This window comes from Neobacillus massiliamazoniensis, assembly GCF_001048695.1.
GTDB lineage: Bacteria > Bacillota > Bacilli > Bacillales > Cytobacillaceae > Neobacillus > Neobacillus massiliamazoniensis.
Genome location: NZ_CVRB01000003.1, coordinates 238,901 through 265,641 on the forward strand (window position 1 = coordinate 238,901; position 26,741 = coordinate 265,641).

32 protein-coding genes and 2 pseudogenes are annotated in these 26,741 nt (G+C 35.6%); 25 read left to right on the forward strand and 9 right to left on the reverse strand.

Annotated features, from left to right (window positions below; translation table 11 throughout):
• Positions 1–72 precede the first annotated feature (72 nt).
• The 7 genes from BN1082_RS27535 (at position 73) to BN1082_RS13910 (ending at position 8,060) form a co-directional block, all read left to right on the forward strand.
• Complete coding sequence (locus tag BN1082_RS27535) at positions 73–222, forward strand: hypothetical protein (RefSeq protein WP_176699763.1); 150 nt, start codon at positions 73–75, stop codon at positions 220–222.
• A gap of 187 nt (positions 223–409) precedes the next feature.
• Complete coding sequence (locus BN1082_RS13885) at positions 410–1,087, forward strand: HutD/Ves family protein (protein ID WP_176699796.1); 678 nt, start codon at positions 410–412, stop codon at positions 1,085–1,087.
• A gap of 575 nt (positions 1,088–1,662) precedes the next feature.
• On the forward strand, positions 1,663–3,153 hold the full coding sequence (locus BN1082_RS13890; protein ID WP_090635203.1) for an amino acid permease: 1,491 nt from the start codon (positions 1,663–1,665) through the stop codon (positions 3,151–3,153).
• Between the two features lie 724 nt (positions 3,154–3,877).
• A complete protein-coding gene (locus BN1082_RS13895; RefSeq protein WP_141650866.1) occupies positions 3,878–4,354 on the forward strand; it encodes a CarD family transcriptional regulator in 477 nt (158 codons plus the stop codon).
• Between the two features lie 80 nt (positions 4,355–4,434).
• A complete protein-coding gene (gene trhA / locus BN1082_RS13900; protein WP_090635204.1) occupies positions 4,435–5,073 on the forward strand; it encodes a PAQR family membrane homeostasis protein TrhA in 639 nt (212 codons plus the stop codon).
• 813 nt (positions 5,074–5,886) lie between these two features.
• Positions 5,887–7,329 (forward strand): degradosome RNA helicase CshA, encoded by a 1,443-nt coding sequence (gene cshA / locus BN1082_RS13905; protein ID WP_090635205.1) that lies wholly within the window; start codon positions 5,887–5,889, stop codon positions 7,327–7,329.
• A 530-nt stretch (positions 7,330–7,859) separates the two neighbouring features.
• On the forward strand, positions 7,860–8,060 hold the full coding sequence (locus BN1082_RS13910; RefSeq protein ID WP_090635206.1) for a cold-shock protein: 201 nt from the start codon (positions 7,860–7,862) through the stop codon (positions 8,058–8,060).
• Between the two features lie 324 nt (positions 8,061–8,384).
• Here the strand turns inward: BN1082_RS13910 and BN1082_RS27540 are convergent, their stop codons facing one another.
• Positions 8,385–8,552 (reverse strand): hypothetical protein, encoded by a 168-nt coding sequence (locus BN1082_RS27540; RefSeq protein ID WP_176699797.1) that lies wholly within the window; start codon positions 8,550–8,552, stop codon positions 8,385–8,387.
• Between the two features lie 368 nt (positions 8,553–8,920).
• Here BN1082_RS27540 and BN1082_RS13915 point away from each other — a divergent pair, with 368 nt between their 5' ends.
• On the forward strand, positions 8,921–9,367 hold the full coding sequence (locus BN1082_RS13915) for a S1 domain-containing RNA-binding protein (protein ID WP_090635207.1): 447 nt from the start codon (positions 8,921–8,923) through the stop codon (positions 9,365–9,367).
• A 151-nt stretch (positions 9,368–9,518) separates the two neighbouring features.
• On the opposite strand, the gene BN1082_RS13920 is transcribed toward BN1082_RS13915, so the two are convergent.
• Positions 9,519–9,812 carry a hypothetical protein gene (locus BN1082_RS13920; protein ID WP_090635208.1) on the reverse strand — a complete coding sequence of 98 codons (294 nt, stop codon included), beginning with the start codon at positions 9,810–9,812 and terminating at the stop codon, positions 9,519–9,521.
• 193 nt (positions 9,813–10,005) lie between these two features.
• Here BN1082_RS13920 and BN1082_RS13925 point away from each other — a divergent pair, with 193 nt between their 5' ends.
• Positions 10,006–10,314 (forward strand): hypothetical protein, encoded by a 309-nt coding sequence (locus BN1082_RS13925; protein ID WP_090635209.1) that lies wholly within the window; start codon positions 10,006–10,008, stop codon positions 10,312–10,314.
• A 141-nt stretch (positions 10,315–10,455) separates the two neighbouring features.
• On the opposite strand, the gene BN1082_RS28895 is transcribed toward BN1082_RS13925, so the two are convergent.
• Entirely contained in the window at positions 10,456–10,698 is a 243-nt protein-coding gene (locus BN1082_RS28895; RefSeq protein WP_176699798.1) for a recombinase family protein, read from the reverse strand.
• Here BN1082_RS28895 and BN1082_RS27545 point away from each other — a divergent pair.
• The 3 genes and pseudogenes from BN1082_RS27545 to BN1082_RS13945 all read left to right on the forward strand — a co-directional run.
• Positions 10,654–10,866 (forward strand): annotated as a pseudogene (locus BN1082_RS27545) (recombinase family protein); the annotation flags it as partial. The gene BN1082_RS28895 and the pseudogene BN1082_RS27545 overlap by 45 nt on opposite strands.
• A gap of 1,020 nt (positions 10,867–11,886) precedes the next feature.
• A complete protein-coding gene (locus BN1082_RS13940; RefSeq protein ID WP_090635212.1) occupies positions 11,887–12,321 on the forward strand; it encodes a cell wall hydrolase in 435 nt (144 codons plus the stop codon).
• Positions 12,322–12,572: 251 nt separating this feature from the next.
• Positions 12,573–12,827, forward strand: a complete 255-nt coding sequence (locus tag BN1082_RS13945; RefSeq protein WP_245640433.1) for an SRPBCC domain-containing protein — start codon at positions 12,573–12,575, stop codon at positions 12,825–12,827.
• A 124-nt stretch (positions 12,828–12,951) separates the two neighbouring features.
• Here the strand turns inward: BN1082_RS13945 and BN1082_RS13950 are convergent, their stop codons facing one another.
• The 3 genes from BN1082_RS13950 to BN1082_RS13960 form a co-directional block, all read right to left on the reverse strand.
• Positions 12,952–13,305 carry a hypothetical protein gene (locus tag BN1082_RS13950; RefSeq protein ID WP_090635214.1) on the reverse strand — a complete coding sequence of 118 codons (354 nt, stop codon included), beginning with the start codon at positions 13,303–13,305 and terminating at the stop codon, positions 12,952–12,954.
• Between the two features lie 210 nt (positions 13,306–13,515).
• A complete protein-coding gene (locus BN1082_RS13955) occupies positions 13,516–14,025 on the reverse strand; it encodes a hypothetical protein (RefSeq protein ID WP_090635215.1) in 510 nt (169 codons plus the stop codon).
• Positions 14,026–14,030: 5 nt separating this feature from the next.
• Positions 14,031–14,648, reverse strand: coding sequence for a TetR/AcrR family transcriptional regulator (locus BN1082_RS13960; protein WP_090635216.1), 618 nt, complete (start codon positions 14,646–14,648; stop codon positions 14,031–14,033).
• A gap of 117 nt (positions 14,649–14,765) precedes the next feature.
• Between BN1082_RS13960 and BN1082_RS27550 the strand changes: the two genes are divergently transcribed.
• The 4 genes from BN1082_RS27550 to BN1082_RS13975 all read left to right on the forward strand — a co-directional run bounded on the left by BN1082_RS27550 (position 14,766) and on the right by BN1082_RS13975 (position 17,016).
• Entirely contained in the window at positions 14,766–14,909 is a 144-nt protein-coding gene (locus BN1082_RS27550; protein WP_176699799.1) for a hypothetical protein, read from the forward strand.
• 20 nt (positions 14,910–14,929) lie between these two features.
• Entirely contained in the window at positions 14,930–15,124 is a 195-nt protein-coding gene (locus BN1082_RS13965) for a hypothetical protein (protein WP_090635217.1), read from the forward strand.
• Positions 15,125–15,452: 328 nt separating this feature from the next.
• Positions 15,453–15,923, forward strand: a complete 471-nt coding sequence (locus BN1082_RS13970; protein ID WP_090635218.1) for a DinB family protein — start codon at positions 15,453–15,455, stop codon at positions 15,921–15,923.
• A gap of 196 nt (positions 15,924–16,119) precedes the next feature.
• Complete coding sequence (locus BN1082_RS13975; protein ID WP_090635219.1) at positions 16,120–17,016, forward strand: RCC1 domain-containing protein; 897 nt, start codon at positions 16,120–16,122, stop codon at positions 17,014–17,016.
• A gap of 302 nt (positions 17,017–17,318) precedes the next feature.
• Here BN1082_RS13975 and BN1082_RS13980 read toward each other — a convergent pair whose 3' ends face one another.
• A complete protein-coding gene (locus tag BN1082_RS13980) occupies positions 17,319–17,543 on the reverse strand; it encodes a hypothetical protein (RefSeq protein ID WP_090635220.1) in 225 nt (74 codons plus the stop codon).
• Between the two features lie 275 nt (positions 17,544–17,818).
• Between BN1082_RS13980 and BN1082_RS13985 the strand changes: the two genes are divergently transcribed.
• The 5 genes and pseudogenes from BN1082_RS13985 to BN1082_RS28900 all read left to right on the forward strand — a co-directional run.
• Complete coding sequence (locus BN1082_RS13985) at positions 17,819–18,142, forward strand: DUF2834 domain-containing protein (protein WP_090635221.1); 324 nt, start codon at positions 17,819–17,821, stop codon at positions 18,140–18,142.
• 207 nt (positions 18,143–18,349) lie between these two features.
• Positions 18,350–18,757, forward strand: a complete 408-nt coding sequence (locus tag BN1082_RS13990) for an MBL fold metallo-hydrolase (RefSeq protein WP_090635222.1) — start codon at positions 18,350–18,352, stop codon at positions 18,755–18,757.
• A complete protein-coding gene (locus BN1082_RS13995; RefSeq protein ID WP_176699800.1) occupies positions 18,672–19,145 on the forward strand; it encodes an MBL fold metallo-hydrolase in 474 nt (157 codons plus the stop codon). Before BN1082_RS13990 ends, BN1082_RS13995 begins: the two co-directional genes overlap by 86 nt.
• 236 nt (positions 19,146–19,381) lie before the next feature.
• Positions 19,382–19,636, forward strand: a complete 255-nt coding sequence (locus BN1082_RS27960; RefSeq protein ID WP_245640434.1) for a hypothetical protein — start codon at positions 19,382–19,384, stop codon at positions 19,634–19,636.
• A 190-nt stretch (positions 19,637–19,826) separates the two neighbouring features.
• Positions 19,827–19,982, forward strand: a pseudogene (locus tag BN1082_RS28900) (aldo/keto reductase); the annotation flags it as partial.
• Between the two features lie 92 nt (positions 19,983–20,074).
• Here the strand turns inward: BN1082_RS28900 and BN1082_RS29010 are convergent.
• On the reverse strand, positions 20,075–20,290 hold the full coding sequence (locus tag BN1082_RS29010) for a TMEM164 family acyltransferase (RefSeq protein ID WP_483814926.1): 216 nt from the start codon (positions 20,288–20,290) through the stop codon (positions 20,075–20,077).
• 273 nt (positions 20,291–20,563) lie between these two features.
• Entirely contained in the window at positions 20,564–21,961 is a 1,398-nt protein-coding gene (locus tag BN1082_RS14005) for a sigma-54 interaction domain-containing protein (protein WP_090635224.1), read from the reverse strand.
• A gap of 603 nt (positions 21,962–22,564) precedes the next feature.
• Here BN1082_RS14005 and BN1082_RS14010 point away from each other — a divergent pair.
• From BN1082_RS14010 to BN1082_RS14025, 4 genes are all read left to right on the forward strand, one after another.
• Complete coding sequence (locus tag BN1082_RS14010) at positions 22,565–23,386, forward strand: ABC transporter substrate-binding protein (protein ID WP_090635225.1); 822 nt, start codon at positions 22,565–22,567, stop codon at positions 23,384–23,386.
• Between the two features lie 60 nt (positions 23,387–23,446).
• Positions 23,447–24,148, forward strand: a complete 702-nt coding sequence (locus BN1082_RS14015) for an amino acid ABC transporter permease (protein ID WP_425412172.1) — start codon at positions 23,447–23,449, stop codon at positions 24,146–24,148.
• Positions 24,114–24,836 carry an amino acid ABC transporter ATP-binding protein gene (locus BN1082_RS14020; RefSeq protein WP_090635227.1) on the forward strand — a complete coding sequence of 241 codons (723 nt, stop codon included), beginning with the start codon at positions 24,114–24,116 and terminating at the stop codon, positions 24,834–24,836. Before BN1082_RS14015 ends, BN1082_RS14020 begins: the two co-directional genes overlap by 35 nt.
• Positions 24,837–24,930: 94 nt before the next feature.
• On the forward strand, positions 24,931–26,631 hold the full coding sequence (locus BN1082_RS14025) for a M20/M25/M40 family metallo-hydrolase (RefSeq protein ID WP_090635228.1): 1,701 nt from the start codon (positions 24,931–24,933) through the stop codon (positions 26,629–26,631).
• Positions 26,632–26,741 lie beyond the last annotated feature (110 nt).

Here is a 26,741-nt window from a genome sequence, read left to right on the forward strand (position 1 = left end):
GGGTCTTACTATAGTTTTCGCTTACATTATATGTAAAGAAAGAAAAGTTATCTTTTATTTTGGAGGGGTTTTTTGATGTGGGTAATCACTGTCTTTGCAAATGAAAACACTACCATGTTTGAATTTGACACAGAAGAAGAAGCAAGAGAAGCTTTTAAGAAAATTTCAGGTTTTACGATTCTTACCGAGGTTGTTTATTTTAATGATCCTTGCTTCGCTTAAAATCTTTACTTTATAGGTTCTGGTATAGAGCCTTCCAGTTATCGAGCAGAGAGGTACCCTCCTAAGGATACGACAATTGAAATTTGAAATGTAGTTATTGGGGGCAGTCAATTCATGGTGGCAGGACTATGTTTAGTAAAAGAGCTTAGATCCTAAGCAGCTTGATTTCGATTCGCCTTCACCTCTTTTGGAAGGTAAAATCGCCAAAGAGGTTCCAGGTACCTTCGTCTTAATTAAATTGATAGATATTTGGAGTGGAAATATGACTTATTCAATAAAACTTGTAAAAAAAAATGAACAAGCTACGAATTTATGGTCTAGTGGAAAAACAACGCAATTGGCTATTTATCCTGAAGATGCGGATTATAGTAAAAGGAATTTCCAATGGCGCATTAGTACTGCTGATGTCGAAGTAGAAGAATCCCTATTTACGCATCTACCAGGTATCCAAAGAGTAATAATGATAATTGATGGTGAAATGTATCTTGAGCATGAAGGAAAACATTCGGTGGTTTTGAAGCCTTTTGAGCAAGATCGCTTTGATGGTGGATGGACAACAAGAAGCAAAGGGATCGTTAAGGATTTTAATTTAATGTTATCAGAGGGATGGGATGGAGGGCTTACCTGCATTCAGGTTAATAAGGATATTCAAGATTTAATATTGGATTCGACAGGAAAGGCAGAGGTTTTTTATTGTGTTGAAGGAATGGTAAGAGTTGAAATAGGTGAAGAAGAGCCTTTATTTTTCGAAAAAGGTGATACATTGATTATTATGAGGGAGAATTTATCTGAAGAAATGAGTATTAAGTTTTGTAATAAAATTAAAAAAGAGGTTTCTATTATTAGAGCAAGCATTGTTGATTAATACCAGGAGGCCTGATTCTCAGGACGGTAAATCTCTTTGAAATGTGTCATTATGTTAGCACCTACCTATCATTTGTCTTAAATTTTAAATTAGAGGTATCGCCAACATTTCGGAATTTTGTACGTTAAGGGGTTACGACAATGGTGTTACCCCCTAAATATAATTTTTTGCATATTGAAGCAAAAAACTTACGATTATACCTATCGTTATCTGAATATTCTTATTAGCTTTTATTTGGTACAAAAACTGCATATCAACTGAGGGCGCTTATGAAGTTATTTAGGTTAATAAAATTAACTGCTAGATATTTTTAGACATGTTGAAGAAAATTTTGTAAGTGCTTTCACAAAAAAAGGGAATATATTGAAGCAAAAAACTTACGATTATACCTATTGTTATCTGAGTATTCTTATTAGTTTTTATTTGGTACAAAAATTGCATATCAACTGAGGGCGCTTATGGAGTTATTTAGGTTAATAAAATTAACTGCTAGATATTCTTATACATGTTAAAGAAAATTTTGTAAGTGCTTTCACGAGGAGGAAACAAACGAACAAAGGGAGGATGAAGTGAGTATGAATTTATCTCAACAAAAATTGGACGTTGCAGAGCAATCGCCTCAAGAAGAAAAAAAGTTAAAACGAGCTTTGAAATCTCGGCATTTAACGATGATTTCGATTGGAGGGGCAATCGGAACAGGATTATTTCTCGGAAGCGGTGCGGCTATTTCCCAAGCAGGACCGGGAGGGGCATTGTTTGCTTATCTATTTATCGGGGCAATGGTGTACTTTGTCATGACAAGCTTAGGGGAACTATCTGCCTTTATGCCGACAAGCGGTGCATTCAGCACATACGGGACCAAATTTATTGACCCGGCATTTGGTTTTGCTCTGGGATGGACATATTGGTTCAGTTGGGCTATGACCATTGCCGTAGAGTTAACTGCCTCAACGATGGTGATGAAATTCTGGTTTCCGCATAGTCCATCATTCATATGGAGTCTTTCATTTTTAGCCTTAATTTTTCTATTAAACTATTTATCCGTTAAGGGGTATGGTGAAGGGGAATATTGGTTTTCCATTATTAAAGTGGCTGCGATTATTATCTTTATTGTCATTGGGCTGCTAATGATTGTTGGAATTATGGGCGGACAAGCAATCGGATTTAAAAACTTTACAGTAGGAAAGGCGCCTTTTAGTGGTGGTATACTTGGCACTTTTGCGATTTTCCTTGCTGCAGGATTCTCTTTTCAAGGTACGGAAATTGTTGGGGTTGCTGCTGGCGAAAGTGAAAACCCTGCTAAAACGATACCGAAGGCTGTTAAAAGTATTTTCTGGAGAATCCTCATCTTTTACGTATTGGCAATTTTTGTAGTAGGGCTCATTATCCCCTACAACAACCCAGATTTGCTAAGTAATGATATTATGGTTAGTCCATTCACGCTTGTATTTAAAAAGGCTGGGCTTGCCTTTGCAGCGGGACTTATGAACGCTGTCATTTTAACAGCCATTTTGTCGGCAGGGAATTCAAGCCTATATGCTTCAACTCGGATGTTATATGCCATGGCAAAAGAAGGACAGGCGCCGAGGATTTTTGCAAAACTTAATAAGCGTGGTGTTCCTTTTGCAGCCATTATTTTAACCACGCTTATAGGCATGCTTGCCTTTTTATCTTCCATCTTTGGTGATGGCGTTGTGTATATATGGTTAATGAATGCAGTCGGCATTACAGGCTTTATTTTCTGGCTTGGAATTTCTGTGTGCCACTATCGGTTCCGCAAAGCATATGTTGCTCAAGGTTATTCGCTTGATAAGCTGCCTTATCGGGCAAAATGGTATCCATTTGGACCAATCTTTGCGCTTGCTGTTGGTTTACTCGTCACTTTAGGCCAAAACTATCAGGCGTTTCTTGCAGACAAAATTGATTGGGGCAGCGTAATTGCCTCCTATCTTGGCATTCCTCTATTCCTTTGCTTATGGTTTGGCTTTAAGTTCATAAAGAAAACAAAGGTAGTAAAACTGGAAGAATGCGAATTTGATTTTGACTATGCGAAAAAACATGATTGATCATTTTTAGGATAGGGAGTCCCGATTTTGGGACTCCTTTTACATATATATGGGGTACGGCAAGAATTCGTTCTTTTTGGGGCCACTCATAAACAAGAGAAATTTTTTTATAGAAGGCTTAGTGACAAGGTTCTTGCTCTAGACCGCAAATTAAATAGGCCCAGTAATAGCGTTGCTGGGGTTTGAGTGTAAGTTCACAATCAAATTCAAGGAGGAAATAAAAATGAACAAGGTACAAACTATACGAAAGTAGGAAAGTCCATAAGTGGTGATTAATTTTTGTTTATCAATTGGGTTATTGCAGGATGCATAAAATTCTCCTTATTTATGCATCGATCAGGCCTCGTAAAAAGCTGGAAACGTTGATTTTTTAATATCTATAAAATCATTCATAACAATAAAAAACGTGATAATTCTAAATCATCATTGAGAACTAAATATGATACTTACTTCTTCAACCGGTGCATTACTTTAATTAAATACGGCTCCTTTTCGTGTGTAGCTCTACACTTTGGTTTTATTTTTGAGTAGTAACATTGTGACCAAGTGCAATCTACAATTAAAGACTGTTGCGATTTAGAGTTTTTACATGGATTCAAAAAAATTTAATTTCCTACAATAAAAATGTTGATATTAATTATTGAATGATGTTATAATTATTAATTTGCTAAAAAATTACCTGTATGTTATACTTAATAAGGTTTCAAATTTGGAGGTGTTCTAGATGTTTCATGTTGGTGATTCCATCGTTTATCCAATGCAGGGTGCCGGTGTTATTGAAGCAATAGTAGAAAAGGAAATTCTAGGCGAGAATCATAGGTATTATTTGATAAAAATGCCAATCAGGGACATGCAAGTAATGATTCCTATTGTCAAAGTAAAAAAATCACGGATTCGCTTAGTTGCCAATATACCTACACTTGAACACGTATTGAACATTTTTCAATACGGGCAAACAGATACAACACTTTCAATGAAAGAAAGATACAAGATTAATGCGGAAAAGTTGAGAACAGGTAATATTCAAGATGGTGCAGAAGTTGTACGAGATTTAATGCGCTTAAACAAAAAGAAAGCTCTCAATTCAAGCGAAAAGCAAATGCTAGAGAGCGCACGGAAGATTTTCATTAGTGAACTGGGCATAATTAGAGGGATCACTGATAATCAGGCAAAAGATTTGTTAAATAAAATGGTTGGATGAGTGCCTTTTTTTAATATGACCTAAAATGCTTCTGTCTTTAAATTAGCTAAAGTTACTTTAAAACCAGGGGGAATAATTTTTTGGCAAACACTCATACATTCTCCAAGGGAGAAGAAATTGCGAATTCTATTAGCCATGGGGTAGCAGCACTTTTAAGTGTTGCAGCATTGGTTATATTAATTGCTTTATCAACTGTTCATGGAAATGCATGGCAAATCGTTAGTTTTACGGTTTTCGGAACAACAATGTTACTTCTATATACTTGTTCTACTCTTGTACATGCACTTCCACCTGGTAAAGCAAAAGATATTTTTGAAATTCTTGATCATTCCGCCATTTACTTTTTTATAGCAGGATCCTATACACCCTATTTGTTTCTAGTGATTAAAGGTTGGGAATCTTGGACTTTATTTGGAGTCGTATGGGGATTGGCGATTATTGGTACAGTCCTTAAGTGCTTCTTTGTTAAAAAATTTTTGGTAACATCAACAATTTTATATGTCATTATGGGCTGGCTCATTGTGATTGTTTGGGACCCCATTACAAGCGCAATCCAACCAGAAGGAATAATCCTTTTAGTATCAGGTGGTATTTTCTATACTATAGGATCCGTGTTTTATGTTTGGAGAGGTTTTAGGTATCATCATGCTATATGGCACATTTTCGTCATTGCTGGTTCGGCAGCTCACTTTTTTGCGGTATTATGGTATTTAATTTAGTGGATTTTAGGATAGTCCTTGTTGTTCATTAGATTAAAGAACTATCTCAGTATGCATCCGAATTAATGGGTGTTTTTTATTGGGGGAAAACAAAACAGGACCCATCCGGGGTTGTTGACAAATAAAGGCCCAAAGCAAAAAGAAGACAAATCACTACAGTATTTAGTGGTTCGTCTTCTTTTTTATTACTATATTTTGTGCCTTGGAGTACCAAAAAGCAGTTTGTCAACAGCCCCATCCGTTTACTTTTAATAACACAAAAAGAGAAATAATTTAACATAAGAAAAAACCAAAAATTAGATGAAAGGAGTTGACTTAATGATCCTAAGATAAGTACATTCTAATAGTCAGAAATTTCGATTTCTTTATTTCGCTACTTCATTCCTGTATATCCCTCGCATCCTTCTAAACGGTGAACCCAGCCAAAAAAGGAGCGAATTGGAACGGCTTGCATCTGCCTATTACTATTAATGGAATAATCACCAAAAGCGTAAGATTGTGAAGAGTTACACTTAAACTATCGAGATACTTGAGTTCAAGAAGGATTGCAGTCACAGGATCCTTATTTCTTATTCGAATAACGGAGTTTTGTTGATAAAGCACATACCTTCGTATTGTCTATTTACTGGTATAAACTTTAATTATTAACAAATAATCATCTTATTACAAACTTTTTTTGTCAATTATTATCGTGTAAACAGGGATGTCTGCCTTTCTTTCCTAATTAGCTTGTAAAAATAATACATATGTGCATTCTATCAAGTCGTTAAGTCCAATATAAAAAATAGTAAACAAATAGAAGGGGATTGAAGTATGACAACATTTCATGAAATGGGCATTAGTGAACCCATTCAAAGAGCGATTACGGATATGGGATTTGAAGAAGCATCTCCTATTCAAGAAAAAGCAATTCCCATGGCTTTGACAGGGAAGGACATTATTGGTCAAGCACAAACAGGTACAGGAAAGACAGCTGCATTCGCCATACCGATCTTGGAGAAAGTGGATACGAGCAAAAAATATGTTCAGGCGATTGCAATTGCACCGACAAGAGAATTAGCTATTCAGGTTTCAGAAGAGATCAATCGGCTTGCGAAATACGTGGGCATATCTTCTCTCCCTATTTATGGAGGGCAGTCAATTGACCGCCAAATCAAAGCATTAAAAAAGGTCCCACACATTATTACGGGAACACCTGGAAGACTTTTGGACCACATTCAACGTAAAACGTTGAAGTTAGATCGCATCTCAGTGGTGGTACTGGATGAAGCTGATGAAATGTTAGATATGGGCTTTCTAGAGGATATTGAACGAATCCTCAAAGAGACCCCTGAAGAAAAACAAACCTTGCTGTTCTCTGCAACCATGCCCAAACCGATTCAAAATCTTGCGGAAAGGTTTATGAACGATCCGGAGTTAGTAAAGATAAAAGCGAAGGAAGTTACCTCTCCATCGGTAAAGCAAATATTTTATGAGGTTAATGAACGAGATAAATTTGAAGTGCTTTGCCGTTTGCTAGACGTGGATAACCCAGAATTAGCCGTAATTTTTGGAAGAACAAAAAGACGCGTGGATGAATTAAGTGATGCATTGAATAAAAGAGGGTATCTTGCTGATGGGCTACACGGAGATTTAAATCAACGACAGCGAGATGTGGTGATGAATAAATTTCGTGAGGGAAACATTGATATTTTGGTTGCGACCGATGTGGCTGCGAGAGGAATTGATGTTTCAGGGGTTACCCACGTCTACAATTTTGACATTCCTCAAGACCCGGAAAGTTATGTTCACCGAATCGGAAGAACGGGGCGAGCAGGTAAGACAGGGTTGGCTATTACATTTGCTACACCGAGGGAAACCGGACAGATTCACAGTATTGAAAAAGCCTCGAAAGGAAAGATCCAGCGCAAATCAATACCGACGGTAGCAGAGGCAAGGGAGTCTATACAGAGAGCCGCAACAGAAAAGATGATTCAATTGGTTGAAAAGGAGGAATACAAACAGTTTAAACAAGCAGCAAGCGAATTGCTAGAACAATACGATTCGATAGCGTTAGTTTCAATTGCCTTGAAATTGTTGTCGAAGGAACAGAGGGATGTTCCCGTTCAGCTAACGTCCGAGACACCGCGATATGCAAATAAGCCTAAAATAAAGGCACAAGAGAAAACAAGGAGAAACTATAAAGGGAATAGGGAATTTGCGGGAAAAGGGGCAATTGGTAAGCAGAGATCCTCTCGAAAAAAGAAAGGATTATGATATTAATGGACGAAAACAGCCCAGATATAATTAGAGAAGCATTATGCGACAGAGGATGAGTATTATTGGGTATGCATTGGTTGCTACAATGATCTTAAAGGGCACTTTGTTCCTATGCGCATTAAAATCACCCATGTTTGTAATAAATATCCTTTACTTGGAAAAGCTATTTAGGGATATTCTGTATCACACCGCTCTTTTTAAATGTATCCGTATCCCCAATCCAACAGTCAGCTACGGATACATCTTCTAATCACCGTGATAATACACAATAAATAAAAAATATCTTGAATATAATTATAATGGTGATAGTCAAAATCTGAACATTTAATAATCGCTACTTCGGTGGCAGAACATATACATCTTAATAGTTAGGATCCTTGCAAACACATTCGAAAGATGCTATTCTTTAAAATAATTATTTTTGTTCGGTGTAAAGGATAGCATATGTAAAGCTTTTCGTCTTGATAATCACTGAGAGCAAGGATAGTATTACATTGTGTGTATTTACACACTAGGAGGCAACACAAATGGAAAAAGGTAAAGTAAAATGGTTCAACAGCGAAAAAGGCTTCGGATTCATCGAACGTGAAGGTGGAGACGATGTATTCGTTCATTTCTCAGCGATCCAAGGCGAAGGGTACAAATCTCTTGAAGAAGGTCAAGCAGTGACTTTTGACGTAGAGCAAGGTCAACGTGGACCCCAAGCTTCAAACGTTCATAAAGCTTAATTATAAGAACGAATATAGAAAGACTCTTTAGAGTCTTTTTTATTTTCTTAATAACATTAAAACCCCACTCACGAGTGAGTAGGGAATGGAGAACGGTAAATCAAATGGTAAAATTAGTGTAACATACAATTACGAAATTTCCTAATTATAATATATCCGGTTGAAACGTTCGCTCTTTTTAAATTTTATTTGTTTAAATCGAGGGATTGCTTCTCATTATTTTTTTTATAAGAATTTATGAGACAAATTGGAATCTAAATTAAAGGTGATTTAGTTTAAAGAGGAAATTTTTCCTAACTACAAGTTAATGATGATAAATTGTTATTATTCTTCAATTAATTCTTCTTCAAAGAAAAAGGTTTTTGGATATTCATTAACAATGTAAGAGTACCTTTTCATGTTTTTAACATACTGACATTTATAGATTGTTACTGATTTACCGGACGCTTTAATTTTTACTTTCTCCCCAATAGTAAATAGACTTTTCCTCATTCTCTCACCCAATTTTAGAAATCCAAAATAATTAAATGATAAATTATTACTTATTGTCTTTGATGCATACTTTATAATATATAAGTTTGTCAGAACTTCATAATAATATCCAGATCTTTAGCTTAAAATTTATTTTTTAATTCTGCTGATATGAGCGTATTTCTGTGTAAAAGGAAGAAACGTTGTTTCACTAAGGAAGAGGGTTACTCATATGAGAAAGTGAAATTATTACCATTCATATTGAATATCGTCTTTTGTCACCGTTGCATTTTGAGAAATAGAAGGAATATATTTAGCATTTGATATGATTCCTCTAAATTTGTTATAATAAAATGCTTTTAACATTTTTGAGGGGGAACATCATTTTTATGTCAGTAGCAATAGGCAGCAAAGTACAAGGTAAGGTAACAGGCATTACTAATTTCGGAGCTTTTGTGGAATTACCGGAAGGCTCAACCGGTCTAGTGCATATCAGTGAAGTTGCAGAAAGTTATGTAAAAGACATTAATGACCATCTTAAAATGGGCGACATTATTGAAGTAAAGGTACTTAGTGAGAAAGACGGAAAAGTTGCTTTGTCGATTAAACAGGCGATTGATCGGCCTGAAGGACAAACCTCTTATGGACAACGTTCACAACGCCAAGGAAGAGCTGATAACCGTTCAAAGGACTTTCGATCAAAAGGTAATTTCAAACCAAAAGAAAGTTTTGAGGATAAATTGGCACGTTATTTAAAGACAAGTGAGGAGAATTTGTCTACCCACAAAAATAACACTAGCGCAAAACAGGGTGGTAGAGGCGGAAGACGCGGATAAATTGTTACGTTTTTTAATACTTCATCATATAGATAAAGGTAAGCCTGTAATTGGCTTGCCTTCTTTAATGTAATTTAACAGTCATAAAAACAATATCAGAGCAATCTTGTCACAGTTACAATTAACGTTTTTATAGTCAAAAGAAAGAACATTAAAGCTTCCAAGTAGGAAAGTCACTATCCTTTTGTATCTCATAGTCTTTCATTCTGGAGTATGCGTTAGCTAATTTAGACACTATAAATCCTTCAGGACTCGAGATTTCTATACGATCGTTTAACTCGTGAATTCTAATATTCGCAAACATATTTGCTACCTGGGCTAAATTTTCAATAGTATCCATTAATTCAGGATGGTTATTATAATTAGATTTAGCTATGAAGTAAATATACTCCAGTTTATTTCTAATTAGTTTAAGCGTTTCGATATCAAACTGTTGACTTTGCATAAGTTTTTCACTCCTCGTAAATACAACATATGGGAGTAGAGGAAATTAAATACCAAAAACGATAAATATAAGAAATGAGATAGGAGAGCAGCAAGTCCAAGTCCATTTTTTACTAATCCGATACTCGAAAGCAATACACATATATCCACCGTATCAGCATATTATACTGTGACACAAAAGGAGGATAACAACTATGATCAGTGAAGAAGTGAGCAAGAAAATTGAAAGTATCATTCATCCGAAAGTCCGGAATATTGTAAGAGCTTGTGTAGAACAAGGCTGTAGGTTCAGACAGCACCCCAGCAATCCTAATTTAATTAACTTGTTTGATCCTGTTCGAAGAAAAACGATCATAGGGGACATTAATCCTTTAAGTCAAAGAGGGTATTTTACACTAGAAACGAATAATGGCCGCTTTAAGTCTTTTAGAAATGAAATGATTGGATTGGATATAAATCAAGTGGATTTTGAAGAAAGTGTACTTAAACAGTTAAACCATTAGGCTTGTTAACAACAACAAATAATCCTGCTCACAGGAGATTCCGCTCAAACTCTGCAAATCCGCTCAAAATGGTTAAAATCAATTTCTCCGTTTCCGTATTCTAAACTTGGCCCATATGAAAACATGTACTTTGACGACATGTTAAAATTGGTCTCTAATGATTTGAATTGCGTCTACAGCTGAACGGGCAAAATGGACCAATTTTGTTACCATAAGGGTATCGCCCACTTTCAAAAGTGAAAGTACTATTTGAAACTGAGGCCGTTCCTCCTTTATCCCAGTGGATTTTTCGGGAAAAATCTTGTCACAACCTTCCTGGTCTAGTGAATCTGTGCTTCTCTGATTATTGAGCGGACACAGGAGGGTAAAGTTATTGCAAAGCAAGATCTAAATTTTAAAGAAGGTAGACCGGGTAAGTTTAAAAAGGCGCAGATCGAGCACGCCTTAAAGCTGCTGAAAAAAAACTCTTACAAACAAATTGGGCAAATGACGGGAATCAGTAAAAGCACGCTGATCTGGGCAAAGAAGCGCATGGAAAGTGAGGAAGCATGAAAGAACTCTGCGCTTACTGCGGTAATTGGTTCTTGAAATAGGGAATGTTGCAGATCTCCAGTAATGGTATGTCATCACAGCCAGGATTTTCATATACAATAAAAAAACCAAAAACGATCCATCTTGAATTGAATGTGCTTCTTTATTATTAAAATAATGGAGCAGATGTTTGGAATAAGTCTCTTTTAACGGAGACTTTTTTATTTGACAATTTTTCTTCATTATAAGTTCCCAATTGGGAACCCAAAGTTATTCCTTGGTTTCCTTTAATAGTTTCCCAAACAACCATATACAACTTGAAAACACTTTGTTTTGAAAATATGTAGAAAAATATATTGGCATTTGAGCAACATCAACTCATTTTCGTTGTCGGTAATAGGACAAACTTTCTTGTTCATATTCTGACAGTGGGGAGAGTGGGGCAACGTGAGAAAAAACAGAGAGGAAATTCTAAAGGGGAGAAAACTTACTAGGGAGACACGACTTGAGGGAGTCGGAGTTGTTCGAGTATATGGGTACTTGACTTGGAAAGACTGATCAAACGCTTATTAAAAAGTAAATCAATTGTGGGATAACTCGGAAGGATTGAGTTCCAATTCACTTGGAACAGAGCCTCTTTTTTTTGCATATGTGTTGCAAAAAATATGTTTGTTGATTGCTGCGGCAACAATGGGAACAAAGGATAAAAATAATTCGGTAAATGAAAAGTAGAAAAAGTGCTCTAAAAATGTAACGGCTTCGGTTTTTAGGTTGAAAAATCGAATTAACAATACATTTAGCAATACTAATTGGTCTGCTTTAATTTGTTGATATATAAGGATTATGAAACGTTTAAAAAATAAAAACAAAGCAGTTGATAATGCGAAATTGAGCTTTTTTTCTATTTTGTTAATTTGCTTGCAAATTAAGATACTTATTCTATTGTGATTTCTCCCGTTGATTAACATTATTTACTACATAACAGAACCCGTTAACATAATGTAGGCTTTTTATCATACATTTAAATCGGAGGTGAAAAGGATGCCGAGAGCAAAATATAGATCAGCGGATGTTGGTCTGATGGCAAGGATGATGAGAGCAGAAGCCGAAGGTGAAGGAAAAGTGGGAATGTTGCTTGTAGGGAATGTCATAGTTAATCGTCTAAAAGCAGATTGTTTAGACTTTAAAGGTCTAAGGACAATTTCACAAGTAATTTTTCAAGTACAAGGAGGAAATTTTTCTTTTGAAGCTGTGCAAAAGGGTAATATATTTTACCAAGCTCCAAGAACTGCAGAGAAAAGATTAGCAAAACAAAATTTGGATTACTGGAGGAATTATCCAGCTAAACATTCCTTATGGTATTTTAATCCTCATGCTCCATGTCCACCAACATGGTACGACCAACCATTTGCAGGGCCATATAAACAGCATTGTTATTATGAGCCGAAAGAATGTGAAAGTGCATATAGGTGGTAAAAAAATTAATCCCACACAATTTGTGGAATTTTTTTTTTCTTCATTGCCTTCATAAGAAACTAGTGTTAGTCCTAATAGTTGCTCTAATTGATTGATCTTTTCAATTCTTTTTCTGTAAGAGTAGCAATTCTGTTATTCATTTTTTTCCATCTGCGTGGGATTATGAACCTTATACTAGATATATTAAAGAAGATATCTAAAAGAAAGATTGTGAATAATTGTACTTAAAGTAACTGGGGTAAGAGATTATAGTGCCGGAGAAGATTGTATACACAGATACATTTGTAGATGCAGATGGTAATCCTATCGGCAACATCCCCGAAATCCTTGTAACAATGACATTTATTGAACAAGAAGGTAAAACGAAAGTTATTACACTTTCCCAATTCGCTTCAAATGAGACCCTTCAACAAGTAAAAGATATGGGTGTAGTCGAAGGGTTTGCCTCACAATTTGACCGCCTCGGCCTTCTTTTGGAAGATATGAAATTACTCATTAACAATTAGAGGAGTTGTTGTAATGGCAGCTCCTTATTATTTATTTGTGGCATATAGGTGTTAAATATGCTCCTTTCGAAAAAAATAAGGCTCCAGAAAGTCAGTCAAAACTGACTTTCCGGAAACCTCCGTTTTAAGTAATAATTGATGAAACTTCTTTGGATTCTTTCCGAATCACTTCATCTATTTTTTTAATAAACATATCAAAAACTCTTCTTTTTTCTTCTAAATCTTTTATGTATTCCTTAAGTTGATTATAGTTTTCTTCAAAAGGTTTATGATACATTTCTCGAATGTTTCCTATAAGCTCCTCATTGACAGTCGATTGAATGACTTGTTTTGTTATACCATATTTATAGGAGTAAACCTTTAATTCCTGTGCCACTTGGTCGTATTCTTTTGCTATTTCTGAAAGGACTTGGGAAATATCATCCTTCCATTCATCTAATGATTTTTGTAAATAAGTTTTTGCGATCGACTCTTCCATACAGACACCTGCCTAATTCCTTCATTATCATGTGTCTTTTATTATAACGTTGTTTATTTACAAAGAAATTTCGGTTAGATTACAAAGCATTGTCATTATTTGAAGTTCGGAAGAACGCTAAGGTACATAGTGGAATGGAACCATAGAAAAAAGAATTAGGATGTTAAGGAAAAAGGACTGTTATACGTTTGATAAACAGTCCTCTCATTTTTAGAGATGATGCCTTTTCTCTGAAGTTTTAGTTGCCCGTTTTCTATAGATTAGAAACATCCCTATACCGTTTACTAAAATTAAACCAAAAATAGTGTTACCAAGAGGTGCCCATCCGTCCTTTCCTATCAAAAGTAATGAAAGGATAACTTTTCCAATGAGGGTAACATTTAATATGACTAAACCTAGTTTCAGTGAATGCTTCCAAAAGGCCATTCCGACCGAAAACACAAAAATCATCATAAAAGCAACCGTAATAATCGCAGAAACGGGATTGCTTAAAAGCATTTTTTCGTATTCTAAAACTGTCTTCATTTGCGAATTTATCGTTTCTGGTGCAGGGAACCAAACCATACTACTCATCATTATTACAAATGTTAGGATAAGACCTTTCCAGCTATGTTTATATGCAAAATAAGCCAATATAATTAGGAAGAGGGGGCGAATATACCAGCTTAATGGATTTAAATGGCGCTGAAAAGCCCAATTGAGAATTTCATGAAAGTCCATATCATTCACTCCTCATGTTTGTTCGGCGAAGTTGTCAAAGCATTGGCAACAGCACTAAACATAATATCTTCAACCTTCGAATAGACCTCTTCTCCAAAATCTTTTCTGTGAATTTCCATCAACATAGCCGCACGCATAACGCCAACTATGACCACCGGATCATCATTAATCATCCGTCCCATTTTTTGCTGTTTGGTAATATAAGTCATCAAAGGGATAACATTCCGCTTCATTTTCCTTTCAACAAATTCAGGAGTTACCCTCAGCTTGACCATTTCTAATTCTTCCGGATGTGTCATAAGCCTTTGTGAGAGTAAATTTGTACGTAGTTCATGTACCATTTGATGTAAATAAGCTAATATCCCATCATAAACACTAACTGTCTCTTTTACCCTCCCCCAAACACGTTCCTCCATTCCGACAGCTTCAATCTCCAATAGTTCTAAATACATCGATTCTTTTGAGTCGTAAAACGTGTAAAATGTACTTTTTGCAATCCCAATTGCCTGAGTTAATTGTTCAAGTGATGTTTTTTTCAAACCCTGGGCAATAAATAACTTTTTTCCAACATCCATTAAATTTTGATGGAGTTTCTCTTTTTCAAAGGGAGGCAACTGTGGCATCTTGTCATACTCCTTTCTTTAAAAACAAAAAAACAAATTGTATTTTTGTTTTTTTATATATTCTATGCTCCAATATTTCAAAGTGATTCCATTTTTTATCGCGGGGATAAATTATTATTGCTAATTGGGGTAGGTTTAGGGATATTTGTTGGTTATGTGGTTGGTTTAGCAAGAGGAATTATGCGAGTAATAAAAGTAACACAAAAAGAAGATGTGTTCTTACCTACTGGAAAATTAAAATTTGATAAATTGGAAAGTTAATCTTTATGAAAGGAGAAATAATGAATTATAAGGTTCTAAAAGATATAAAAGCAATGTCTGGTTTTGTTTCAACTATAAAATTGAGTGCAATAGCAGTAGCACTTGCAATATTTAATATTAGCTATTGGGTAATTTTCGTCATTTTATCTATTTTAGTTTTGTCTCTAAGCGTATTTAAGGCTGATAAGTTATACAATGGTAATAAAGATAATTAGATAACTTCATTACTTATTACAATAACGATAATTTGTTGTACCTTATGAGCAGATTCGATAGCTCTTTTTTATTGTAGTTTTATAAAAAAGATTGTTCATTTAAAACAAAGTTCGATTATTTAAAATAAAGATTTATTATTTAAAATAAAGTTTGATTATAAATCCTGTGTTGATATGCAGGATTTTTTTTGTTCCACAATCGGGCCAGATTGTTGAATAAGATTAACAAAGGATTTAAAAAGCAGGATGTTTTATAAAAATGTAGAATCTTATACAGAGTTCTTTTATTTGTTAGAAAATCCTTGGAATTGTAAAGGAGGAGAGGACTTTGCAACGAATTAACTTGCTTTTAAACGTCCTAGATTCAACTTTCGATAAAGAGAGTTGGTATGCACCGTTAAAACATGCAATAGAAGGACTTACAGCCGAACAGGCTAACTGGAAACCATCTGGAAAGGCAACTAAAACCATTTGGGAGAATGTTAACCATCTCATTTATTATAAAGAGAGACTTGCTGTAAACTTAGAAGGCAGTGAATGGACACATAATCTCGACGGTGATGAAACATTTAATCTTACCAATCAACCTAATGACGATAAGGAATGGAAAAAAGTCGTTGAACGTGTCGAAAGCGCTCAACGCAATTTAAGACAGGTATTGAGTACAATTTCCGATGAAAAGCTTGACCAAAATTCACTTGAGAGGAAATTACTTGACATCATGCTTCATGATGCTTATCATACAGGGCAAATTATTCAATTAAGAAAAATGCAAGGGTCTTGGCCGTCAAATCGTTAATTGAACAAAAATTTTTTTGTTTTGGTGAATTAATTTAATGATAGGGGCTTCATAGTTTTTCCATTATAGGGCGCGTTTATTTAGAAACGCGTCTTTTATATTTAAGGGCCAGATAATGGAATAAACTAAAAGGACAGTTAGATATGGTTCCTTTATCACACAACCATACAGTTGCTTATATTCAAGGAGGTAAAACATGGATTACATTTCACCGAAAGAAGCGGTGTTAAAGGTGAAACGGTGGCCTAAAGATACCATAGCGGTGGGTCGTCGTCATACCGTTGGGCTTAAATCTGACGGAACGGTGATGGCTGTGGGTGATAATAAAAATGGCCAATGTGATGTAAGCGGCTGGCGCGATATTGTGGCGGTCGCGGCTGGTAATGTTCATATGGCGACGAACACGGGTAATGCTCATACAATCGGGCTTAAATCTGACAGTACTGTGGCGGCTGTGGGGTGGAATAAGCATGACCAATGCGATGTAAACGACTGGCACGATATTGTAGCGGTTGCGGCGGGTTGGCGTCATACCATTGGGCTTAAATCGGATGGCATGGTGGTAGCAGTGGGCCGAAATAATGAAGGTGAATGCAATGTAAGCGGCTGGCATGATATTGTGACGGTCGCGGCGGGTGACTGGCATACAATCGGTCTTAAATTGGACGGAACGGTGACGGCTGTGGGTAATAATCGGTATCGCCAGTGCAATGTAAGCGGCTGGTGCGATATTGTGGCGGTCGCGGCGGGTTATCTTCATACAATCGGTCTTAAATCGGACGGAACGGTGACGGCTGTGGGTTTGAATAAACATGACCAATGCGATGTAAGCGGCTGGCGCGGTATTGTGGCGATAGCGGTGGTTAGTAATCATACCATTGGCCTTAAATCGGACGGTACTGTGGCGGCTGTGGGTTGGAATGAGTATGGCCAATGTAATGTAAGTGATTGGCGCGATATTGTGGCGATAGCGGCGGGGTGTGCCCATACCGTCGGACTTAAATCGGACGGCACGGTGGTTGCAGTGGGTGATAATGAATATGGCCAATGCGATATAATCGGCTGGCGCGGCATCCAACTGCCCGGCAATTAGTTTTTAATAACAACAAGCCAGAGAATCACTGAACGATTAATGAGCATTGTTTTAGAAATAAGGCTATTCCATTAAAGAGTGCAAGAATTGAACAAAGATGGACTGTTTCAGCAGTCCATTTTTCATGGTCTTTAATTAGTTAAAGCGGCAGTTTACTTTAAGAAGGATTAAGGGCGGATGCGTTTTTGGGATGCTGCTATGCTGCATGAAGGAACTAGGAGAATGAAAAAATTGTTTAAGGTGACGCAATAAAAAAAGGTGTCTAAATTAAACTTAGTCACCCAAATTTGTTAGAAAAAGCTTTAAAAAGTGAAACTACGACCTGTTAATAGACTAAAAAGTGCAACTATTAATGCAATACGAATTAACATTCTTACTCTTCGCCCTCTAATTCTAGTTGACAAAATGATGCTATCACTACCCACATATTCAAGTGTCCCTGTATATGTTCCATTACTTGTGACAACTTCTACTTCTTGGCCTTCAAGCTGAGAAGCAAAGTGTCTAAAATCTTTACTGCTGCTCATCTAAAACAACAACTCCTTTCAATTTATTAAATGAATTTTTTTTAAAATTGTTTGGATATTTGTAGGACAAACTCAGAATTTTTTCAATTGGGTGTGTTTTTTCCTCAATGAAACTGCGATGATCTATTAAAGCACAAAAGGCTGAAAAAACGTTAGCCATGATTCCGTTAAAGGGCCAGATTGTTTAGAAAATGAATCTTCAATAATATATATATATTTTGAAATAGGTATGGTAATCTAATAGTAATTTTGTTAAAAAAAGGGGAATTTATCCAGTGAAAAAATTATATTTAATTTTAGGGCTAATTGGTACTGTTTTTCCGTATTATTTTTTTATACAGTTCCTCAGGGATAATGGACTTGATTTAGGTTTATTAATGGAATTATTATTTACTAACACGATATCGGCCTTTTTTGCAGTTGATTTTATAATCTCATGTGTTGTTTTCTTGGTATTTATGTTCAATGAATCGCGAAAGTATAACATTAAAGAAAAATGGATTTGTCTTTTATCTCTGTTTACAGTTGGATTATCTTTAGCACTACCTTTATTTTTGTTTTTTAGACATTCTTATATTAATAGTAACGATGAAGTATAAATTAGAAAATAAGCATGTTCCAGCTAAGATAAGTAAAATGTTTATTCAAGTATCGGGCGCAATTCAAGAATAAGAATGCGCTCCTTCTTTATGTATAGGGCCATTTAATTGAAGATAGAGGAGAAATTATGGGGTATGTAGAATAAAAAAGTACGAATTTAAATGCATTTCCAGTTACATCATTTTAGAAAAAAAGGAGAGAAATGAATGACATCATTTGTAAAAATACACGTAATGCATTGTGGAGATGTAAAAGTAGATAAAAGGTTAGCTTTTAAAGATAATGTTTTATCTAATGTACCAAAGCTCGGAGAAAGGTCTAAAGAAGATCAAATTTGGATTCCAGTGTCGTGTTATTTAATTGAGCACCCACTTGGCTTGACCGTAATTGATGCTGGCTGGAGTGAAAAAGTACGTACAAGTCCAGAGGAACAATTAGGATATGCTTATCAATATTGCCATCCAAGACTATTAGAAGGACAATCTATTAAAGAACAACTTGCAGTTAGAAACTTAACCCCATCAGATATTGATTACCCTCATTTCTCATCTGGATGTGGATCATATAAGTGGTATTCATTTACTGGAGGGTGCAAAAAAATTTATTGTAAGTGAAAAAGAATGGAATGCTGCTAAGGATTACCAAATAGCAAGATGCAAAGAAATCGATTTTCATCCATTTTCACTTCAACCAATTCCTTTCGGTCCTTATCAATTAGGAAAAGACTTATTTGATGACGGACTTGTTTATCTTGTATTTACACCTGGTCATACTCCCGGACTCATTTCTGTACTTGCTCGTGTGGAAGATGGTTGGATATTACTGGCTTCAGATGTTGGCTATTCTCAAGAGTCATGGAATCACTCTATACTTCCTGGGTATACCTCTAATGATCAGCAAGCTTTAGAATCGTTGGAGTGGGTTAAAACATTCTCCCAAAGAGAGGATTGTGTTGCAGTGATAGCCAATCATGATCCTTTTGTGAAATTTGGTATTTATTAATTGTTAGATTCAAATTCCAAAACTAAAAAAAAAGAGAAAAAGTGTTTAGTTCATTAATAAACCTGTCGATGACCTAACTAAAGCACAAAATTTCTTCGACTTTGAAATGTTTGATAAAAAAGCAGATGTTATTATGATTAATGGTGAAGGTTTTACTCTTGTACTAAGCAATCCACATGCATTTGGAGGTGTTACTCCAAATATCCTGAACTCATGTTGATAGGGGGAATATACCTATGAAAAAGCGAGTAATTGGTCATAACGGTTCTCTGGTTTCAGAGATTGGCCTTAGATTTATGGGGATGTCGTGGTTATATGGTATGGTAATGCTAATCGAAACGAAAGCATTGCAACAATTCACGCTGCACTTGAAGAAGGCAGTACACTCTTTGATACAGGGGATTTCTATGGCGATGGACACAATGAATTTCTTCTACGTGAAGCTTTACAAGGATCCACCGGGACAATGCGTTTATTTCAGTGAAATTTGATGGTAAGCTACACTCGCAGGGCAAGAATTTATCAGGATGGAGATAACCAACCTCATGCAATAAAGAATTTCCTTGAGGATACTCTACTACGTCTAGGTTTGGAATACATCGATCTTTATTAGCCAGCCCGTTTAGATCCAAACGAATCAATTGAAGAAACGGTTGGTGCAATTGCCGATATGTTAAAGCGGGATATGTGCGGTATATTGGTCTTTCTGAAGTAAGAGTGGATACAATTCGTTGCGCACATGCAGTACATCCAATTAGTTGGTTGCAAATAGAATACTCACTATTTAATCGGGACATTGAAACCTGTTATCAAAAAGAACTCTTTCCCTTTTTGTAGTGCTTTAAAAATCTGTCGTAGGATTGAACTTTATGTGCAATCAATAATAAGAAAACTTAATATTAATAAGGTCCTCTAATTTTTATAACTCATTAATCCTTATATATCGAACCTTTCACTATTTTCCTTATTATCCAAAATGGACTGTATAGAATATAAAAGCTCAAAATCATCGCTAGCTCCACAGTGAGAAGATACCACGGCCAGGGCCCGAAATAATTTAAAATAGTCATTCCTGCCTTTTTCATAATGTAGAGGTAGTTCGAACCCAATACCTTATTAAGGAAAAAGACAAAAACACCATATATGTTTTATCCACCAATATGATAATTGCCAGAGTGAAACGAAAAAGATTTCGATTCCTCTTCTCCTGAAGATTTTTTCTAAACACAAACAGGAGGATACAGAGAACCAATATAATTGCCATAGTGATGAGATGATCGGCTGAATGTTGCAAATAAATGAAAAAATCCGTATATTCGACAAAAAGATCATGATATACGGCTATTTTGTGATGCGTACCAGAAGGTGTGCTTATTTTTTATAATTCGGGGTTACAATTCAGCTATCTACTAACCTATTTAATTCGGATTAGATATCCCTAATTTGTCAATTTTTCTGTATATGGTTCTGACACTGACTCCTAACTCCTTAGCTACTAGCTCTTTCCCTTCAAAATCATATCCATATTGATTGAGTTTTTGGATAATGACATCTTTCTCCATATCATTTAAGACTCCTTTATTTTGTTGTATAGAACGAATGATAGGTTTCGATTTACTGATAAAATCCGGTAGTGACAATTCGGTTAATTGTGTGCTTTTTTCCATGTTCATGCTGTACTCGAGAACATTTTCTAGCTCACGGATGTTCCCAGGCCAATGATATTGCTTTAATTTCTTCAAAAATTCCTTATCAAATGTGTTAATGAACTTTCCGGTTCGTGTTTGTAATTTTTCCACTAAGGTTTGTACTAGATCTTCAAGGTCATCTTTTCTTTCCCTTAATGGCGGTAAATGGAGTGGAATCACATTTAACCTGTAATAAAGATCTAAACGAAACTGTTTTGCTTCCATTAGTTTTTCTAAAGGTTGATTAGCTGCGGCAATAATTCGGGCATTTACTTTTTTTGTAAAGGTTCCGCCGATTCTACGTACCATTCCATCCTGCAAAACCTTTAAAAGCTTAGGCTGTAAATGCATAGGAAGGTCTGTAATCTCGTCCAGAAAAAGTGTGCCTCTATCGGCCATTTCAAAATACCCAGGTTTGCCTTTTTTTCTTGCCCCTGTAAATGCTCCTTCTTCATAACCAAAAAATTCGCTTTCAAACAAAGATTCGGGTATGCTAGCACAGTTTATTTCGACAAAATCACCATTTCGAAACATACTTTGATCATGAATGAGCTTTGCAAGTAAGCTTTTTCCTGTTCCTGTTTCTCCTGTAATGAAGATAGGAGAGGAGCTATTTTTAATATTTTTTATTAGCTCCTTTAATTTTTTTAGTTTATGACTGTTTCCAAGAATGTACTCCATGTGCTTTCGATTTTTCTTAAAAACATAACTGCTCGGTTCATTCAGGTTGTATACTATAATATCACTTAATTGTGACATCCAATATATATACTCTATTTGACGGCCAATCAATTTTTCTTGCCCATTTAAAGAAAAACTTACGAATGAAAGATATCCGTAATGATTTCCATTTTGCACAATATTTTTCACAATTTCTGCTGTTGACGGACAGTTTTTTTGGAAATGACAGCCCTGACACATCTTCATATGGCCTGGTTTTATTACAAAATTGACAGGTTGTTCACATTGTTTTTGAAAAAAAGGCAAATGGACACGGGTTCCTTTCTTGTTCTTGTACTCTTTTGTAGATGCAATCAATATACCTTCAGGATTAAAGAAAGCGATTTCAATTTGTAAAAGTTCTGCAAATGCATGAATCACTTTGGTGATTACAATAATTGAAGACAATAGTAAGCACTCCCTTTATTTTAATATATTTTCCATTTTTAGAAAATTCGATTAAAGAAAAAGAATTGTAAAGGTTTAAGTTCACTATTATTTTATGGATACCGAACGATTGGTTTAAAATGGTAATTAGATAATGACTATCTACAATCTTATGTAAGAAAAAAGGAAGTTTACTCATTTTGAGTATAATTCTGAAAATGCATAATTGTCAATTTATTGACAAGATTGACAAAATATATGCTGATAATTCATTAAAACCTATTGATTTTATTGGCCTAGTAAGTTGGCACGTTTATTGCATTATAGAATATTGACATAACTGATTAGGAGGGGGATACACATGGATTAGGAAGGTGTCGGTTGATAGAGGTTAATTTTGGAATAATCAAATGATTTATAGAGTTATAGTAAAGTCTTTCCTGCGGTTAGGACTTGATACGAGTAAAAGCAGATTTTTCATAAGGAATCAGCGTCTCATCCTAGTTGCACCAGTCCTCTTTCTATTTATAAATTATCGATTGTACAAGAACTTGTTTAACCCCCTATCCAGCATTTTTTATCAAGTAACCTATACAAAAATAATTTGAATAAGAGGTGTATTTTATGAAGAAGAAGGTAACGTCATTAACTCTGCTTATTGGTGTGATTTTCCTTTTTATTTTAAGTGGTTGTGGTGTATCCAACAATACAAAGGTGTCGGGAACAACTGATGAGAAAAAAGAAAAGGACGTAAAGATGAATCTGATAAACAAAGGAAAATTGACATTTGCCATGAGTGGTTTACTTAAGCCTCTTAATTATAAAGAAGGGGATAAACTGGTTGGTTTTGATGTTGAAATTGGCATGGAAATTGCTAAGCGGATAGGGTTAGAGCCCAATCCTGTAACAAATCCATGGGAAACGATTTTACAAGGGCTAAAAGGGAAAAAGTATGATGCAATCATCGGTAGTATGACGGCTACTGAAGAGCGTGCGAAACAAGTGGATTTCTCAAATCCTTACTATATTTCTGGCGCGCAAATCTTTGTAGCTGATTCTAATAATACTATTAAAACAAAAGCAGACTTGAAGGATAAAAAAATAGGAGTTGTACAAGCAAGTACGTATAAGCAAGATGCTGAGCTTTATACGAAAGACATAAAAAGTTATCCAAGTGATATTTATGCATTACAAGACCTTGGTCCCGGCCGCGTTGATGCTGTAATTACAGATAGGATCGTGGGGATATTTGCTATGAAAGAGTCAGGGTTAAAAATCAAGCCTGTAGACGATGTTATAAAAAAAGAAAACATTGCGATTGCTGTTAATAAAGACAACCCAGCACTATTGAAAGCAATAAATGATGCAATTAAATCTATGGTTGAAGACGGTACTTACGAAAAGATTAGCATAAAATGGTTTGGAGTGAATCTTCTAAAAAAATAAACAGTTTTAGATGGTTTATATTACTGAGGGGGTGAAGTACTCTTGAATTTTATAAGAAGTATTGCTTCTATTTTCCAATCACATGGTATTGAATTTCTAAAAGCAACCTCGATTACTATAGAGCTAACAGTTGTTTCATTGATGATTGCGATGGTAATTGGTATGATTTTTGCCTTTTTTAAAGTTTCTAACATTACCATTCTTGAAAAACTGGCCGATGTTTATATTTTCCTTGTTCGAGGAATGCCTTTGATAGTACAGCTTATGTTCTTATATTATGGTATATCTAGCGTGTTCGTTCTAAGTGATTTTACTGCAGGTGCACTTGCCCTAGGGATTCATTCTGGTGCCTATATAGCTGAAATTTTTCGAGGAGCGATTCAATCAATTGATCGAGGACAAATGGAGGCAGCTCGCTCCTTAGGGATGCCATATTCTCTATCAATGCGCCGTATCATTCTTCCCCAAGCATTTAAAAGGGCTATTCCATCATTAGGTAATCAATTTATTATTGGATTAAAAGATTCTTCCCTTGTGGCATACATTGCTGTAACAGAGTTGTTCAACCATGCTCTCTCTGCTCAAGCTGAAAACTATATGCCTTTTGAGACCTATTTTGTGGTCGGAATTTATTATCTGATTCTTGTTCTAATTTTTACCCTAATCTTTAACAAAATTGAGAAGAAATTAGACGTTGGTAAGAGTAAGAATAAAGGAGGTAAACGATTTGATCAAAGTAAAAAACTTGTGCAAAGAGTTTGATGGATTGCAAGTTTTAAATAATATTTCTATTGAAATTAAGAAATCAGAGGTTGTAGTACTAATCGGGGCAAGTGGATCAGGAAAAAGTACTTTACTAAGATGCCTTAATTTTCTTGAAATAAAGAATAGTGGAGAAATCGAGATTAACGGACAAGAAGTTGATTTAAACAAAATGGACCTCAACAAAGTAAGGGAAGAAATGGGAATGGTATTCCAGCACTTTAATTTATTTCCGCATATGACGGTGCTGGCTAACGTGATTGAAGCACCTGTTCATATTCGGAAGAAAAGTAAACAGGAAGCAATTGAGAAAGCAATGGAGCTTTTAAATAAAGTAGGCTTGGCAGATAAAGCACATCAATATCCTGAACAATTATCCGGTGGACAAAAGCAAAGGGTCGCAATTGCCAGAGCGTTGGCAATGGAACCGAGTGTCATGTTATTTGATGAGCCTACATCGGCATTAGATCCCGAACTTGTTGGAGAAGTGCTTGAAACTATGAAAAACTTAGCAAGAGACGGAATGACAATGGTGATAGTTACACATGAAATGGGGTTTGCACGTGAAGTTGCGGACCGTGTAATAATGATAGCAGATGGAAAAATAATCGAGGAAGGCCATCCTAAGGACTTCTTTACTGATCCAAAGGAAGAACGGACACGTAGATTTTTACAACAAGTGTTATAGAGTAATTGCGAGAGATCTATAAGGCGCGAGCTCAGGCTTAAATATCAGAGAAATATAAATAAGTAATAGAATGCAAGAAGGAGCGTGTATACAAATGCTTTCTAGTCGCGAAGAAGTATTAAAATTGACTGATAAATTAGTTAATATTGAAAGTGTTGTCAATACTGTTGGTGAAATTGATATTGCAAACAGTTTATATCATCTTCTAGACTCCTTACCTTATTTTCAAAAAAACCATTCTCATCTTGTTAAGTCAAGAACAGAGGATGATGAAATTGAACGTTATAATGTACTTGCATTTGTGAAAGGCACAAAGGTGAAGAGTAATAAAACTGTAATCTTAATGGGGCACATTGACACAGTAGGAATTGAGGATTATAGCCATTTAAAAGACAAGGCATGTTTTCCAAAAGAACTAATGAATGCGCTTTCATGTGAAAATTTGCCAGATCTTGTACATGAGCACTTAGATTCAGGTGAGTGGTATTTTGGTCGTGGTGTTTTAGATATGAAAAGCGGGGTAGCAAGTCATCTTTATCTACTAAAATACTATTCCGAGCACCCTGAAGAATTAGTCGGCAATCTTGTATTATTAGCTGAGTGTGACGAAGAAGATAGTTCTCATGGTGTTTTGTCCGCGCTTAAGGATTTAAAGAGATGGAAAGAGGAGCATCAATTTGATTATCAAGCCCTTATAAACTCCGATTTTGTAGCACCACGATTTGAAGGTGATGAAAAACGTTATATATATAAAGGGACAGTTGGGAAGTTGCTTCCTTCCTTCTTCATTACAGGATCGGAAACGCATGCAGGCTCGTGCTTTGAAGGGGTGGATCCGAACTATATAGCAGCGGAGTTGACAAGACAAATTAGCTACAATCCTGATTTGTGTGATGAATCACTAGGAGAAACCCCCGTCCCACCAGTTTCTCTAAAACTAACGGATTTAAAGCCAACCTATACAATACAAACAGCTTTATCCTCCTACGTTTATTTTAATTTCTTTATTCATTCATGGTCGCCCCAAGATGTACTGATAAAGCTTAAAGATCAAGCAGAAATCGCATTTAATAATGCGTTAAAGAACTTGAAAGAGAGACATCGAAAATATTGTGAAAGAAGTGGGATGTCTTATAGCGATTTACCATGGAAAACTAGAGTACTAATCTACGAAGATATGCAGAAACTACTTGTCGAACAGTATGGAGAGCAATTTATCCAGCATATGAATAAATTTAAAGCAAAACTTCTATTAGACAAAACACTGGATACGCGAATGTTTGCAGCGAGGGTCGTTGAAGAAGAATGGAACTGGATGAAAGATAAAAGTCCAGCTATTATCTTGTTCTATTCATCGCTCTATTCACCTCGTATAGAGTTGACTGGTAAAACTGAACGTGAACAAAACTTGTTAGATGCTCTTGATCACGCAATTGAAGTTGTTCAACCATATTACCCCTATCCGATTGTAACAAGGAACTACTTTCCATATGTTTGTGATATGAGTTGTGTAGCGTTAAGCGATGACGAGGAAGGTATTCGAGCAGTGAGTGAAAACAATCCCAGCTGGGGTACAAAACATTACGTAAATTATCAAGCAATTCGAGAGATTAACGTGCCTACTATCAATATTGGACCATATGGCTATGATGCACATAATAGGTACGAGCGGATGGAAAAGCACTATTCAACTGAAATTGTACCGAATATCACGAATGAAGTTATTTGCAGGCTTTTAGGCATGGATAGCAAGCAAACTATCAAACATATAGATGACAAAAAGGCTAAACGATAAACTTTAACATAGCTTTTTATAAAGACTAGATCACATATTCATAATAAATGAAAGGAGAATGCAAACTAATAAAGTGGATGCAAAACGGTATTAATTATTAGCATCACTTA